This is a genomic window from Collinsella sp. HCP28S3_B9 (genome assembly GCF_052066095.1).
Lineage (GTDB): Bacteria > Actinomycetota > Coriobacteriia > Coriobacteriales > Coriobacteriaceae > Collinsella.
On the sequence record NZ_JBQHST010000065.1, the window covers coordinates 1 to 1,169 of the forward strand.

Below are 1,169 nucleotides of genomic sequence, written 5' to 3' on the forward strand. Positions count from 1 at the left end.
AGGAGCCCGTCCGGTTGATGTCTGGCCCGGATGCGTCCCCGCAGCACCCGGTCCCCGGGGTCGCACCCGCGTACCTTGAGAGCCGCATAGCGATAGGAGAGAGATGGAAGAGTATCCTCTTCCAGACTCGATTCTTTTCTGCGATCTAAACAGAGAATGATAGCAATCATTCATCCGATCCAAACAAGAGGAATTCACTCATATACGAGTGAGGAGCATCTGATCGCGAGCACAGTGGAACACGCTGTGCCGCGGTATGAGATACCCGAATTGCGACATGAGAGCGCTATTCATGATATCGATTAATTTTCATTAGCGACACGTGGATATCCCGCGGGCCCGGAGCGGTCCCGCAAGATACCACGGGCGCACGGCGGATGCCTTGGCACAGGGAGCCGATGAAGGACGCGGCAAGCTGCGATAATCCCCGGCGAGGAGCACACATCCTTCGACCCGGGGGTCTCCGAATGGGCGAACCCATGCACAGCAGTGTGCATATCCCCCCGCTGAACACATAGGCGGGGGGAGGACAACCCGGGGAACTGAAACATCTAAGTACCCGGAGGAGAGGAAATCAATCTCGAGACTCCCCGAGTAGCGGCGAGCGAAAGGGGACCGATGGCCAAACCGTCGAGCGGGCGTACCCGGCAGGGGTTCCGCCGGCGGGGTTGCAGGGCCGCGCATCCGGGGGCTGCCGCCCCCGGGCGCAGGTCCGGCTGGGGAGCGGAACGGCATGGGAGGGCCGGCCGCAGCGGGTGACAGCCCCGTACGCGAACCCAGACCGGACGGCGCGACGCGGTCCCTGAGTAGGGCCGGGCACGTGAAACCCGGTCCGAACCTGGGTGGACCACCATCCAAGCCTGAGTACTACCCTGTGACCGATAGCGCACCAGTACCGTGAGGGAAAGGTGAAAAGCACCCCGGGAGGGGAGTGAAACAGTACCTGAAACCGTGCGCCCACGAGCAGTCGGAGCACCTTTACGGTGTGACGGCGTGCCTTTTGTAGAATGAGCCAGCGAGTCGCTGGCGCGGGGCGAGGTTAACCGAAAGGGAGCCGGAGCGAAAGCGAGCCTTAACAGGGCGACTTGAGTCCCGCGCCGCGGACGCGAAGCCGGGTGAGCTATCCGTGGGCAGGCTGAAGCGGGGGTAAGACCCCGTGGAGGGCCGAA

Annotated in this window: 1 rRNA gene; it reads left to right on the top strand. The window is 62.8% G+C overall.

Annotation, left to right across the window (positions count from 1 at the left end):
- Positions 1-350: 350 nt before the first annotated feature.
- Positions 351-1,169, top strand: a 23S ribosomal RNA gene (locus ACTNBB_RS09080); the annotation flags it as partial.